The sequence below is a fragment of the Leeuwenhoekiella polynyae genome (genome assembly GCF_004104075.1).
GTDB lineage: Bacteria > Bacteroidota > Bacteroidia > Flavobacteriales > Flavobacteriaceae > Leeuwenhoekiella > Leeuwenhoekiella polynyae.
The window spans coordinates 91374-105220 of record NZ_QOVK01000009.1; the positions used below are offsets into that span (position 1 = coordinate 91374).

Here is a 13847-nt window from a genome sequence, read left to right on the forward strand (position 1 = left end):
TATCAAAATTATGAGGATGGTTAAGCTTTTGTTAATATTATTTTATCATTTAATAATGATATTTTTTCGAATATCTAAAAGGCGTAAGATTAAGTGATCCAGAATATTAAGATAAGGTAGGATATCACTGCATTTTTTGAGAATACCAGTATTTAAAAATTTGATAATATAAATTCTAAACCTTAATGAGTAAGTCTATTGTAAATAAAATAACCTGATTCGCTAAAATACCTTGGGTTATTTAAATCACTACTATCAGATTGGGGTAATAGCGCAGAAGATGCCTCGGCTTTATTAGATATTGACCAATTACACCAGGAAACCTGATTTTTGGTCATAAAATCTAACCAGATGTTTGATTCTTTATAAAATACCTGTCCATCCCCATCAGCGAGTGTAGTACCGAATTCTGTAACAAATATGGGCATCCCAGTTTTTAAAGCTTCACTTACTTGATCTCTAAGCTTCGCACTATGAGTACCGGCATAAAAGTGAAGAGTGTATGCCAAATTAAAACCCTCTAAAGGATTTCTTGAAGCTTCTAAAACACCCTGAGACCAATTAGGAGTTCCACAAATTATAAGATTTTCACTATCATTTTTTCGTATTGTGGTAATTATTTGTTGATGATAAGGCAAGAGTACCTCTGTCCAGGATACATTAAGCGGTTCATTATAAATTTCATAAATTAGATTAGGTACTTGACCATATTTAGCGCTCAATTCCTTAAAGAATTCTTTTGACTGTTGAATATGATCTTCAGCGTGATGGTCGTGCCAGTCTACAATCACGTAGATACCGTATTTGATCGCTGCTTCAATTACACTAAACACTTTTTTTTTCTCTTCTCTAGGGTTTTCCAGATAACCACCGTGTTCTATACCCATAGCGACACGCACAACATTTACTTTCCAAAAATCCCTTAAGTTTTTAACCGTATCTTCATTATAAAATTGGGGTTGCCACTGACTCCAAAACAACGACATGCCCCTGAGCACGATTAAATTATCACGCATATCCCTTAAACGTCCTTCTTTAAAGCTTAATCTCCCATATTTTTCAACAGGATTTAATTCCTGCTGAGCATATAAATTACAAAGGCAACTAAAAAAAAGGATTAAAAAAACCGGTATAAAGAAATATCCTAAACGCATCTTAATAATCATAAAACTCTTTTTATCCCACTAAATTCTTGTCTGAACTGGCTGGGCGTGCAGTTTTTTGTTTTTTTAAAAACCCTATTAAAATTCGCGATATTATTAAAGCCACATTTAAATGCAATCTCAGCTATACTTAACTCCTTTTCAATTAACCATCTTGAAGCATAGCCTATACGTGTATCATTAACATATTCTATGAACGTTTTACCGGTACGCTTTTTTATAAATCGATTAAACGAAACCGGACTCATATTTACCAAGTCCGAAATTTCATTGAGGCTCATTTTATTATGATAATTGTTTTGAACGTATTCGTAAATTTTTTTGATTTTATCGCTATTCTCAAAATTCTTATTTTCTGATATATACGTTGATAATAGTTGCTGGTTTCTTGAATTTGCTAAATCGTGTAGGATGGATATAAGCTCTAGAAAATAATCAATACTATCAATCTTTGAGAGTTTTAAAATCTTTGGTTTAATCTCTTCAGCTATTTTTTTTGAAAATAAGATACCATGTGCAGAGCGCTCAAACATATCTTTAATCGGTTTCATGATTCTCCTGCTAAGAAGTCGGTCGTCAAATAAATCATTGTGAAACTGTATTGTGATTTCGTGAATATTTTGATTCTTACATTTATATATTTCCCAACCATGTTGCAAATTAGGCCCCACCAAAACGAGCTCAATAGTATCTATTTCACTCAAATGATCGCCAATAATACGCCGTACGCCCTCGCCGTTTAAGATAAAATTCAACTCAAATTCTGGGTGAAAATGAATTGGAAAATCAAAATCATCTTTTATTCTATCAAATACTAAAAAACTGTCTTCAGGAGCTAATGGAGTTATTTCCCTGTGTATGTCTTTTTGCATTAAAAGTCCTTTTAGAAATTATTTTATTATGAAATGACAAAATTCTATTAATCCAATAATTAGATTGACGGTAATTTTGGAAATCATTAACATTTTGAAGAAATCTTAGCAATAATACAATCTAGGTAATTTTAAAGATAATTTATGGATGACAAAACAAAATCTATATTATTTTATCATTTGCACTAAAATTTATTAAAAACAAATGAATATTTTATTCAAATTTATAATATTATTTTGCAGTTTTTTAATACTAACGTCGTGTTCAGGATTAAAAAATTCAAATTTCGATACCATAAAAACAGCAAATCCTAATGCTGATTTAACTTCAAAAATTCTGTTGCAGCGGTTAAAAGAGATTCCGTACAAAGGCATCGCTTTCGGCCATCAAGATGCAACTATGTACGGAATTAACTGGGATCAGAGCGACACTCCTAATATTTTACAAAGTGACATCGCAATGGTTAGCGGTAAAATGCCAGCGGTACACGGTTATGATTTAGGCCACATTGAACTTGGTCTAGAGTACAATTTAGACACGGTAGCATTTAATGTAATGCGAAAGCATATACAAAAACTACACGACGATGGTGCGATAATTACATTTAGTTGGCATTTAGACAATCCCAAATCATTAGGGAGCTCTTGGGATACCACGGCCACCGTAAAAGAAATTTTAAAAGCTGGGGAATATAGAAAACGTTACGAAGACTGGGTTGCTAACCTCTCAAACTTTTTTAAATCTTTAAAATCTAAAAAAGGCAATTTCATTCCTGTAATTTTTAGACCGTTCCATGAAATGAATGGAAGTTGGTTTTGGTGGGGAAAAGGAAATTGCAGTCCTGAGGATTACAAAAGCTTATGGCAAGAGACCTTTCAACTATTAAAAGAAAACGAGGTAAATAATTTGCTCTTTGCCTATGCCCCGAATACATTGAGTTCGCCAGAAGAATTTGACACCTATTATCCGGGCGATCAATATGTAGATATCCTTGGGGTTGATATTTATAATTATGGTGATAAGGATACCTTTATAGCGACTATTCAAAATAACCTTTTGATACTTAAGAAAAAGGCCGCCCGTCAAAATAAACCCTTTGCACTTACTGAAACAGGAAATACGAGGCCTGGAAATGATAAAACCTGGTGGACAGAAACTTTATATTCAGGCATAAAAGACAGTGGGATTTCTTGGGTACTCCTCTGGAGGAATGCGCGTCTAGATCATTATTTTTCGGTGTACCCAGATGATATTTCAGCGGAAGATTTTAAAGAGTTTGCTGGTTATAAGGAAACCTTATTTCTAAATAAGGTTAAGAATATTAATTCTAAAAAAACATACTAAATGCTACAAGGCTTGGATATAGCTATCATATTACTCTATCTGATCGGAACCATTCTCATAGGTCTTGCTTTAAGAAAAAAAGCTCAGAAAAGTAAAGATGATTATTTAATGGGAGGCAAGTCATTGCCATGGTATATGTTAGGCCTTTCAAACGCATCTGGCATGTTTGATATATCGGGGACCATGTGGCTCGTGACCTTAACCTTCGTTTACGGACTAAAAAGTATTTGGATACCCTGGTTATGGCCTGTTTTTAACCAGGTGTTCTTAATGGTTTACTTATCTGTCTGGCTTCGGAGATCTAATGTTACTACTGGTGCAGAATGGATTCTTTTTCGTTTTGACAACGGTAAAGGAGGTAAAAGATCTCATACAATAATTGTCATTTTTGCAATACTCAGTTGTCTGGGTTTTTTGGCATACGGTTTTATAGGACTGGGAAAATTTGTTGAAATATTTATCCCTTGGGAAATAGTGTCCCAGTACATCCCCTTCAACATCCCACCTAACTATATCCCTCACTTTTATGGTATTATTTTTACATTATTTGCAGTATTCTACTCTGTTTTAGGAGGGATGTCTGGTATTGTTTGGACAGACGTTTTACAGTATACGGTAATGACGGTGTCATCAATAGCCATTGCTGTTATCGCCTGGAAGGCAATGGGCTCCAATCAGCTCAATGTTCCTAATGGCTGGATGAATCCATTTTTTGACTGGAAGTTAAATATGGATTGGACCGGAATTATCGATGAGGTCAATGCCAAAATAAAATCTGACGGATACTCCCTTTTTACCATATTCTTCATGTTGATGCTTTTTAAAGGAATTCTCGCTAGCATCGCAGGGCCTGCCCCAAATTACGACATGCAGAAAATTTTATCTACTAAATCGCCATTCGAGGCTGCAAAAATGAGTGCTTTTTCACTTGCCGCATTAATTCCTACCCGATATCTAATGGTAGGTGGCTTCTCGGTTCTGGCAATTTTATTTTATGATGATTTAGATCTTTATACTGCCGGTATACTTGATTTTGAAAAAATACTGCCTGCGGCAATTGAGCAATTTGTTCCTGTTGGTTTATTAGGTTTATTACTTGCCGGCTTACTTGCCGCGTTCATGTCAACTTTTGCCGGAACCTTAAATGCAGCTCAGGCATATCTTGTAAACGACATTTATCTGAAGCACTACAATCCTCATGCCAGTCACTCTAAAATTAAGAAAATGAACTATAGCAGTGGCCTCGCTGTTGTACTTGTAAGTATTATTCTCGGCTTTTTTATACAGGATGTCAATTCCATTTTGCAGTGGATAGTTTCGGCACTCTATGGTAGCTACGTGGTGTCTAATGTCTTAAAGTGGCACTGGTGGAGGTTTAATGGTGAAGGCTACTTCTGGGGAATGCTCTCAGGAATGATCCCTGCTATGATCTTTCCATTATTTACTGATACTTTAGATCTTTATTACTTCCCAATTATCCTTCTTATTTCGATTGCTGGTAGTATTCTTGGAACTTATTCTGCCCCTCCAACCGATCAAAGGGTACTTATGGATTTTTATAAAAAAACAAGACCTTGGGGATACTGGAAACCCGTGTACGAACAACTAAAAAAAGAAGATCCCGGGTTTTCAAGAAACAAAGGTTTTACAAGAGATATGTTTAATGTAGTGCTGGGCACGGTAGCTCAAACATTACTAGTTGTTATCCCTATCTACCTGATACTTCACGAAAATATGCATTTCCTAATTTCTTGTGCAATACTGGTTGTGTGCATTATGGTATTGAAAAAAACATGGTGGAACACCATTAAAATTGAAAATAATATAAGTAGTAAATAATTTATGTCAATTACAGAAAATAAAAATCCAAAAACGAAAAAAATACCAAATTATGATCATTTGGTTAATGACTTTCAAACCTTCCTGGCACAAAAAAATTACCCGGAAGACCAATCAAATGGTATTTACAAAAGGTATGTAAACCCGGTTCTAACCAATAAACACGCTCCTTTAGAATGGCGCTACGATTTTAACCCCGAGACAAATCCATTTGGGATGGAGCGCATTGGTATAAACGCCACATTTAATCCGGGTGCGATTAAATGGAATGGTCAGTATATTTTAGCTGTTCGTGTTGAAGGGAATGATAGAAAATCCTTTTTTGCGTTAGCTGAAAGCAATAATGGAGTTGACAACTTTAAATTTTGGGATAAGCCCATTGCATTGCCGCAAACCCATGAGCCTGACACCAATGTCTATGATATGCGTCTTACCAAACACGAGGATGGTTGGATCTATGGTATTTTTTGTACCGAACGTAAAGACAACTTAAAACCTCTTGACACCACTGCTGCTGTTGCAAATGCAGGAATCGTTCGCACAAAGGATTTAAAAAATTGGGAACGCTTACCTGATCTAATCTCAAATTCCGGTCAACAACGCAATGTAGTCATGCATCCAGAATTCATAAACGGTAACTATGCGCTATACACCCGTCCACAAGACGGTTTTATTGAAGTCGGCAAAGGTGGTGGTATTGGTCTAGGGTACATAAAAGACATGAAAAATCCGGTACTTGAGGGTGAGAAAATAATCAATCGCAAAGCCTATCATACAATTTATGAATTAAAAAATGGTCTGGGTCCCGCTCCAATAAAAACAAAAGAAGGCTGGCTCCACCTGGCTCATGGCGTAAGAAATACTGCAGGAGGTCTACGCTATACACTTTATTTATTTATGACAGCATTAGATAGTATTGAACAAGTTATCTATCAACCAGCAGGATATTTTATGGCTCCTGACTATAAAGAAACCGTGGGAGATGTACCAAATGTATTGTTCGGTAATGGTTGGATTCTGGATGATGATGGTAGAATACTCATCTATTATGCCTCATCAGACACACGTTCTCACGTTGCTGTTTCTTCTATAGACAGACTCATTGACTATGTGAAAAACACCCCTCAGGACACCTTTACATCTTCAGGCTCAGTTCAAAATATCCTGGCACAAATTGAACGCAACAAAATCTTTAAGGATGCCGAATGATGCAAATCAAAAATTTAAAAGCGAGCTTGAAAACGAGCTTAGGGAAATTCTAAAGTATTGGAAATATAATACTTTAGATGAATCAAATGGCGGTTTTTACGGAAGAAGGAATTTTAAAAACAAATTAATACCAAAGGCTGATAAAGGCATTATTTTAAATACGCGTTTGCTTTGGGCATTTTCTGCAGCAGGTAACTTTTATAAAGATGAATCCCTTAAAGTTTATGCGGACAGAGCTTATGAATATTTAAAAGATCATTTTCAGGATCCCAGCCATTATGGCCTCTATTGGGAACTAGATTACACGGGCAAACCTAAAAATACCCGAAAACAAATCTATGCTCAGGCCTTTGGAATATATGCTTTATCTGAATATTACCGATTTAGCAGTAAAGAAGAAGCTAAAGATTGGGCACTATCCTTATTTGACCTGGTAGAAACCTGGGCTAGAGATCAAAAAAACAATGGATATCTAGAAGCCTTTCAAAATGATTGGAGCCCAATAGCTGATGTGCGGTTGAGCGAAAAAGAGGATAACTCGGCTAAGACCATGAATACCCATTTACACATCCTGGAAGCATATACCACTCTTGCTCAAATATCTAAAAACACCAAAGTACACGAAGCGTTGGAAAATTTAATAGTGCTTTTTCTAAATCGTTTTTATGACGAAACTAGTCAGCATTTCCAATTATTTTTTGATGAAAATTGGCATCGTACAAAAGCAATTGTTTCATACGGACATGATATCGAAGCAATCTGGCTTCTAACAGAGGCTTGTAAAGCAGTTGCCAACCCTAAATTACTACTAAAAACCAAATCAATTAGTGTAGCGGTTGCTAAAACCTTTTTAAAACAAGCCTATTTACCCAAATCAGGGATTATAAATGAAGTTGATCTTGATACAGGTAACGTTGATCCAGATAGACATTGGTGGGCCCAAATGGAAGCTTTGGTAGGCCTGCAATATGCTTATGAATTTTCTGGAGATATTCAATTTAGAAACGCGCAACTTGACATTTGGAATTATACAAAAAAACATTTTATAGATAGCAAATACGGCGAATGGCATTTTCGCCTAAATGAAAATCAAGAACCCTATACCTCTGAGGATAAGGTAAGTATGTGGAAAGCTCCATATCACAACTCCCGGGCTTGTATGGTAGTAATCAAATTAATTTAAAATTATGAAAAGAATATTAACATCACTTTTTATTGTGAATTTTTTCTTGGTAAGCTGTTCAAAAGACGAAGAGTTTATGGAAGAAATAGATGCTACACCTCCAGTTTCTGAAGAACAACCAGAAATAAGTTTCCCTCCTTCCCTTGCGTATTCATATATGGTAGATGCTGGAGCAACACCAGAGACTATTGCTTTGTTTTATAACCTTAAAGCTTTGTCATACTCAAGTTATATTGTTGGCCAGCAGGACGCTTTCAGTGCATTTTATCAGAATACCGGTGGAATGTCTGACATGAAAAAACTAACGGGTAGTGATCCTGGCATGTTAGGATCAGACTTTATGTTTATCACAGATGATGCAAATGACGAGCAACCCAACAACTGGTTCTATCAACAAGAGCAACACATCCGTTCAAAAGCCATTGAAGCTTTTGATAAAGGAATGGTAAATATCTTTTGCTGGCACCTTAGAGAACCCTATGAAGGAGACCACTTCTATACTTCTGAAATGACAACAGATCAAAAACAAAATGCCTTCAAAAGTATTCTGCCGGGTGGTGAGAATCACGAGTATTATAAGAAAAAATTACAAAAGGTAGCTACATTTACAAAAAACCTTAAAAGTACAAACGGCACACTCATTCCTATAATATTTAGACCATTCCACGAGTTTGACAAAGACTTTTTTTGGTGGGGTGCCGCTTATAGTTCCCCTCAGGAATTCATTGAACTCTGGCGGTTTACGGTATCTTATTTGCGTGATGATTTAGACGTTAGTAATATACTGTACGCCTTTTCACCCGACAACAGCTATACTACCGAAAACAGCTATTTAACGCGCTATCCTGGAGATGAATACGTAGACGTGGTAGGGATGGATAATTATGGGGATTTAGCCGCACAAAATGGGTCATTGATAAGTCTTGCCAATCAAAAATTAAAAGTAGTATCAGACCTTGCAGAAAAACGCAACAAAATTGCTGCATTTACAGAAACTGGGTATTTTGTGTCTCCCTCAGATCAATTAGCCCCAGATTTTTACTCCAGAAACGTTTATGAAGTACTTACCAAACAGGACATAAATTTAGGTTTTATGATGTTTTGGCAAAATTATCAAGATTCTTATACGGTACCTGTACCAGGAGCCCGGGGAGCAGATGACTTTTTAAAGTTCAGAGAAAAGGAAAAAACCATGCTTTTAACAGATTTGCCAGATATTTATGATTTACCTGAAGACGACATTTAAAAATATAAGTTGGAGGTTCTTTACTTGGGCTTTGTTGCTTATTACGTTCACTTCCTGCGGAAGTATTGAAAAAATAAGTGTTGAAGACGGGCGTTTTTACAAGGGTGACCAGCCATACTATTTTATAGGTGCTAACTATTGGTATGGCCCACTCATAGCTGCACCAAATATTGGCGATCGAAAACGTTTAGTTCGTGAACTTGATTTAATGGATAGTTTAGGAATTAATAATCTACGAATATTGGTAGGAGCTGAAGGCGGTAAAGAAGACTTCCAGGTTAAACCCGCATTGCAACCCACCCAAGGTCAGTATAATCAAGACTTACTTGTAGGTCTGGACTTTTTGCTGGCAGAGATGAGAAAACGCAATATGTATGCGGTGCTATACTTAAATAATAATTGGATTTGGTCTGGAGGAATGTCTGCATACCTAAACTGGAATGGATATGGGGAAGTTGCAAACCCCTTTCTGGAAAAATACACCTGGCCCGATTATTTTAAGTATACGCAACAATTTCACACCTGCACACCCTGTCGAAAAGCGTTTTTAAATCATATCCAATTCATTCTGGGGAGAACCAATTCTATAAATGGAAAAAAATATACCGAAGACAATACCATTATGTCCTGGCAAGTTGCCAATGAACCCCGGATTTTTACAGAAGAAGATCGGGCACCTTTTAAAGAATGGCTAGATGAAGTCGTTACCCTTTTAGAAAATTTAGATCCAGACACCCTAATATCTACTGGAGCTGAAGGTAAAGCGAGTTACCTTCAGGAAATAGACACCTATAAGATGCTTCATGAAAATTCCAATATTGACTATCTCACGATGCATATGTGGCCAAAGAACTGGCAGTGGTACGATCCGAATAACGAAGAGGAGTCCTTAAAATCTTCTATCTCGAAAGCAAATGATTATATACAAGAACACCTACAGGTTGCTCAGGAACTGAATAAACCAATAGTTATATCAGAATTCGGTTTTCCACGTGCGAAGGAAAGCCTTTCTAAGAAAGCATCTATTGGCAATAGAAATGCATTCTATAGAGAATTATTCCAACTTATTGAAATAAGCTCTAAAGATAAATCTGTGTTATCAGGTCTAAATTTTTGGGGATTTGCGGGCTACGCGAAAACAAATGAAAAGAATGGAAAATGGGAAGTAGGAGATGATTTTAGTGCAGATCCCCCTCAGGAGCCGCAGGGTTTGAATTCTGTTTTTGCTTCAGACACCTCTACATTAAGCCTTATTAAAAAATACAACGATGCTCTACAAAACTGATCGGATAAAATGGTGCTTATCAATTTCTTTAGGGCTAAGTGCTTTTATTTTTTTGAACAGCTTCCGCTTTGCAAACACTTCAAATTTATTAGAAATGCAGCGATCTCAAACAGACTCCATCGATGTTAAAGTAGATTCCATTTTAAAAATTATGACCCTTGAAGAAAAAGTGGGTCAAATGAATCAATATAATGGTTTCTGGGATGTAACAGGCCCCTCACCGAAAGATGGAAATGCAGCAAAAAAATATGAGGATATAAAAAGCGGTAGGGTTGGCTCTATGTTGACCGTTCGGGGGGTAGATCAGGTAAGGGAAGTCCAGAAGTTAGTGGTAGAAGAAAGTCGTTTAGGCATCCCTTTACTTATTGGTTTTGATGTTATTCACGGCTACAAAACCTTAAGTCCAATTCCGCTTGCAGAGGCAGCCAGCTGGGATATTGAGGCAATCAAAAAATCAGCTGCTGTTGCTGCTTCAGAAGCTGCTGCATCGGGTATCAACTGGACATTTGCTCCAATGGTCGACATTTCTAGGGATCCGCGTTGGGGACGAGTAATGGAGGGCGCCGGTGAAGATCCTTATCTGGGAAGCAAAATTGCTAGGGCACGCGTTGAAGGTTTTCAAGGAAAAAATCTAAATGCCGTAAACACAATCGCCGCTACTGCAAAACATTTCGCAGCTTATGGTTTTGCTGAAGCAGGTAAAGAATACAATAAAGCAGATATAGGCACTGTCACTTTACATAATATGGTACTCCCACCGTTTAAAGCAGCAAACCAGGCCGGTGTAAGTACCTTTATGACAGGTTTTAATGAATTCAATGGTATTCCTGTAACAGGAAGCGAGTATCTTTTACGGGACTTATTAAAAAATAAATGGGGTTTTCAAGGCTTTGTGATTTCAGATTGGGCCTCTATAGAAGAAATGGTAACTCACGGCTATGCAAGGGATAAGGCTGATGCCGCAAACAAGGCAGTAAAAGCAGGTGTAGATATGGATATGGAGTCCTCTTCCTTTCTTGATGAATTGATTGGGCTGATTCAAGCTGGGGCAGTTCGGGAAGAATTAATAGACGATGCCGTTCGCAGGATTTTAAAAGTAAAGTTTCTGTTGGGCCTCTTTGATGATCCCTATAAATATTGTGATGTAGAGCGCGAACTACAAACTATTGGTAGTGAAGAAAATCGCAAAGCCGTTCTGGATATGGCCAAAAAATCTATAGTGCTTTTAAAAAATGAAAACAATTTACTACCCCTTAAAAAAAATGGTCAAAAAATAGCAGTAATAGGTCCGCTTGCCGATGATAGCAACAGTGTTTTGGGAAGTTGGCGCATTGCTTCTGAAGACAGTAGCGGTGTTTCAATAGTAGAGGGTTTAAAGCAGTATAAGGGAAATGAATTGATCTTTAAAAAAGGGGCCGATCTAATTACAAATAAGCCTACTTTTATCAACGAACTTGAATTTAATACTACCGATAAAAGTGGTTTTGAAGAAGCCCTTTCAGCTGCAAAAGCTGCTGACGTTGTTATAATGGTTTTGGGAGAGCACGGATTTCAGAGTGGCGAGGGACGTAGTAGAACACAATTAGACCTTCCAGGAGTTCAGCAAGACTTAATGGAAGAAGTGTTTAAGGTTAATAAAAATTGTGTTCTGGTGCTTAATAACGGGAGACCCCTGGCTATTGAATGGGCGGATAAACACATCCCCTCAATTGTAGAAGCCTGGCATTTAGGTACCGAAACAGGAAACGCAGTAGCTCAGGTTCTTTATGGTGACTACAACCCTAGTGGTAAATTGCCAATGACCTTCCCCAGAAATGTGGCTCAAATTCCTATCTATTATAACCATAGAAATACAGGAAGACCTGTAGATCCTCAACCGGGTGAAAATATGGTTTTCTGGTCACACTACAGCGACATAGAAAACGCTCCACTATTCCCTTTTGGCTATGGGTTAAGCTACACCTCTTTTAACTACTCCAATCTCAACGTAGAGAAAGAAAGCTATACTGTAAATGAAGAAGTACAAATTAGTGTAGAACTTAGTAATACCGGCGATTATAATGGTAAAGAGGTTGTACAATTATACATTCGTGATCTTTTTGCAAAAATAGTAAGGCCGGTAAGAGAACTTAAAGGTTTCCAATTAGTAAAGCTGAAAAAAGGCGAATCTAAAATCATAAAGTTTAGTCTAACCAGCGAAGAGTTGGGTTTTTATGATCAAGACGGAAACTTTACAGTAGAGCCAGGAGAATTTGAAATCTTTGTAGGTACTGATTCAAACGCTAGTCTTAAAACCCGTTTTTTACTAAAGGAATAACTACTCTATTTTTATAGTAAAACTAGAAGTAGGTAAGCCTGTTCCATTAAATATATTTGGTATACTGGAATTTGCCCAAGAATAGCGAACAAAAAGCGGATGTTCCAGTTTTCCTTTTTTAAGAAAAATCTGATTGTCTTTGATTTTGAAATCTACAGGTTGAAAGACTTTATCTGCTCCTGCAATTTCAAACTGACTAGCTTTATTATTCTTGTCAATGTGTAAAAGCTCTGCATTACTAAAATTTAGAATAATTTTATTTTTGTCGCTTGTAGCTTTTTGAATAAGCGGCGGATATGCCTTTATTTCCTTTTTGAATTTATCAGCCATCACAAGATTTGCAAATCGTATACCTACATCCTTTTTATTTTTAGGGTGGATGTCATTGATGTTTCCTATATCACTTGTTACGACCATTCCCGTTTTTGCAAGTCTCAAAGCACGTCTTTGAGCATCCCTAATTTGAACACCAGAAAATTCAGTCTCGTACTTATACGGTGCTATTTGGGCAAAGTAAAAAGGGATAATTTCGTTAAACTGAACCCTCCAGCTTTCAATTAGGGTAGTGAACATTTTTTCATAATATTGAGAGTTTACTGTATTTGACTCCCCTTGATACCACAGTACTCCGGCAATTTTGAAGTTCATTAAGGGATGTACCATTGCGTTGTAAATAGACCCAGGTTCTTTTGGTCCCCATTCTGTTTCAGGCAGTAATCCTGCCGCTTTAACCAATATACTGTCACGCTCAATAGCATGTTTAGGAACCCATGTTTCGGCTGGAGTACCGCCCCAGGTTGATCCAATTAAACCTACAGGAACTTGAAGTTCCTTATTCAATTTTTGAGCAAAAAAATAGGCTACTGCACTAAAGTTTTTCATGGTTTCAGGCTTACTCCCTACCCAGCTCCCATTTAGATCATCTTGAGGAAATCGAGCAGTTTTGTGATTTACCGTAAAAATTCTAATCGAGTCGTTTTTTGAATTTTGGATAGCTCGCTCACCATTTTCAATTCCTGCCGCTGCACTCCATTCCATATTTGATTGCCCTGAAATCAACCAAACTTCACCCAACAAAATATTCTTAAGAGTAATCTTGTTGTATCCCTCAATTATTAAATTTAGGCTGCCTTTTTTTTCGTTTGTTAAAATTGTGGTCTTCCAAAAACCCCTATTATTAGGGGTTACAGAGTATTCCGCAACATCCCAGCTTGATGAAATTTTGACTGTTTCTCCTGGTTTAGCCCAACCCCATATTGCGACATCAGCATTTCGTTGCAGAACCATATTATCTGCAAAAATTGCCGGCAATACTACATTAGAATACATTTGACTTATTTGCATTACCGCAACAACAACAATTATAAATTTGATTTTCATTTGGTGCA

At 36.9% G+C, this 13847-nt stretch carries 10 protein-coding genes; 7 read left to right on the plus strand and 3 right to left on the minus strand.

Annotation, left to right across the window (positions count from 1 at the left end; genetic code table 11):
- Positions 1-182 precede the first annotated feature (182 nt).
- Positions 183-1166, minus strand: coding sequence for a glycoside hydrolase family 5 protein (locus DSM02_RS11460; protein WP_128765762.1), 984 nt, complete (start codon positions 1164-1166; stop codon positions 183-185).
- Positions 1163-2035, minus strand: a complete 873-nt coding sequence (locus DSM02_RS11465) for a helix-turn-helix domain-containing protein (protein ID WP_128765763.1) — start codon at positions 2033-2035, stop codon at positions 1163-1165. Before DSM02_RS11465 ends, DSM02_RS11460 begins: the two co-directional genes overlap by 4 nt.
- Positions 2036-2240: 205 nt before the next feature.
- On the opposite strand from DSM02_RS11465, the gene DSM02_RS11470 reads away from it, so the two are divergent.
- Genes DSM02_RS11470 through bglX form a run of 7 tightly spaced genes read left to right on the plus strand, consistent with a single transcriptional unit; the run spans position 2241 to position 12459 of the window.
- The gene (locus tag DSM02_RS11470) at positions 2241-3380 is read left to right on the plus strand and encodes a glycoside hydrolase family 26 protein (protein ID WP_128765764.1); all 1140 of its coding nucleotides are present in this window, start codon (positions 2241-2243) and stop codon (positions 3378-3380) included.
- On the plus strand, positions 3381-5219 hold the full coding sequence (locus tag DSM02_RS11475; protein ID WP_128765765.1) for a sodium:solute symporter family protein: 1839 nt from the start codon (positions 3381-3383) through the stop codon (positions 5217-5219).
- Between the two features lie 3 nt (positions 5220-5222).
- Positions 5223-6428, plus strand: coding sequence for a glycoside hydrolase family 130 protein (locus tag DSM02_RS11480; RefSeq protein WP_128765766.1), 1206 nt, complete (start codon positions 5223-5225; stop codon positions 6426-6428).
- Positions 6418-7611, plus strand: coding sequence for an AGE family epimerase/isomerase (locus DSM02_RS11485; RefSeq protein WP_128765767.1), 1194 nt, complete (start codon positions 6418-6420; stop codon positions 7609-7611). The genes DSM02_RS11480 and DSM02_RS11485 overlap by 11 nt, the downstream gene beginning before the upstream one ends.
- A 4-nt stretch (positions 7612-7615) precedes the next feature.
- Positions 7616-8857, plus strand: a complete 1242-nt coding sequence (locus DSM02_RS11490) for a glycoside hydrolase family 26 protein (RefSeq protein ID WP_128765768.1) — start codon at positions 7616-7618, stop codon at positions 8855-8857.
- Positions 8832-10142, plus strand: coding sequence for a glycoside hydrolase 5 family protein (locus tag DSM02_RS11495; RefSeq protein ID WP_128765769.1), 1311 nt, complete (start codon positions 8832-8834; stop codon positions 10140-10142). Before DSM02_RS11490 ends, DSM02_RS11495 begins: the two co-directional genes overlap by 26 nt.
- Positions 10126-12459: a beta-glucosidase BglX gene (gene bglX, locus DSM02_RS11500; RefSeq protein ID WP_128765770.1), complete on the plus strand. Its 2334-nt coding sequence runs from the start codon at positions 10126-10128 to the stop codon at positions 12457-12459. Before DSM02_RS11495 ends, bglX begins: the two co-directional genes overlap by 17 nt.
- On the opposite strand, the gene DSM02_RS11505 is transcribed toward bglX, so the two are convergent.
- Positions 12460-13839, minus strand: a complete 1380-nt coding sequence (locus tag DSM02_RS11505) for a sialate O-acetylesterase (protein WP_128765771.1) — start codon at positions 13837-13839, stop codon at positions 12460-12462. It lies immediately after the preceding gene.
- Positions 13840-13847 lie beyond the last annotated feature (8 nt).

Bases quoted from the DNA above. Each gene is read 5' to 3' on its own strand.
- DSM02_RS11480 (WP_128765766.1), top strand. From the start codon at position 5,223: ATGTCAATTACAGAAAATAAAAATCCAAAAACGAAAAAAATACCAAAT.
- DSM02_RS11465 (WP_128765763.1), bottom strand. From the start codon at position 2,035: ATGCAAAAAGACATACACAGGGAAATAACTCCATTAGCTCCTGAAGAC.
- DSM02_RS11475 (WP_128765765.1), top strand. From the start codon at position 3,381: ATGCTACAAGGCTTGGATATAGCTATCATATTACTCTATCTGATCGGA.
- DSM02_RS11460 (WP_128765762.1), bottom strand. From the start codon at position 1,166: ATGATTATTAAGATGCGTTTAGGATATTTCTTTATACCGGTTTTTTTA.
- DSM02_RS11505 (WP_128765771.1), bottom strand. From the start codon at position 13,839: ATGAAAATCAAATTTATAATTGTTGTTGTTGCGGTAATGCAAATAAGT.
- DSM02_RS11470 (WP_128765764.1), top strand. From the start codon at position 2,241: ATGAATATTTTATTCAAATTTATAATATTATTTTGCAGTTTTTTAATA.
- DSM02_RS11490 (WP_128765768.1), top strand. From the start codon at position 7,616: ATGAAAAGAATATTAACATCACTTTTTATTGTGAATTTTTTCTTGGTA.
- bglX (WP_128765770.1), top strand. From the start codon at position 10,126: ATGCTCTACAAAACTGATCGGATAAAATGGTGCTTATCAATTTCTTTA.
- DSM02_RS11495 (WP_128765769.1), top strand. From the start codon at position 8,832: ATGATTTACCTGAAGACGACATTTAAAAATATAAGTTGGAGGTTCTTT.
- DSM02_RS11485 (WP_128765767.1), top strand. From the start codon at position 6,418: ATGCCGAATGATGCAAATCAAAAATTTAAAAGCGAGCTTGAAAACGAG.